We start from the raw sequence: 207 nt of genomic DNA, 5'->3' as shown, positions 1-207 counted from the left end.
AGATGCTGTATTTGATGTAACTTCCGATTATGTATTTACAAACCTTACTTCTACTTGTGGAGCTGGTGGTACTATTACTGTAATCTATACGGTATCGGATGATTGTGATAATGAAACTACACTGACTGCGACACTTACTCTTGAAGATTCTATCGGTCCTGATCTTACAGCTTGTACGGTTGTAGATGAAACTATAGAATGTAATGG

1 protein-coding gene is annotated in these 207 nt (G+C 37.2%); it reads left to right on the top strand.

The features are described 5' to 3' along the window. Positions 1–207 (top strand): hypothetical protein (locus tag ACVC3Y_RS00395; RefSeq protein WP_452225763.1); only part of this gene is annotated, 207 nt, incomplete at both ends.

Source organism: Lacinutrix cladophorae, assembly GCF_053604645.1.
The sequence above is the reverse complement of the archived record's forward strand: the minus strand, read 5'-3'. Positions and strand labels throughout refer to the sequence as shown.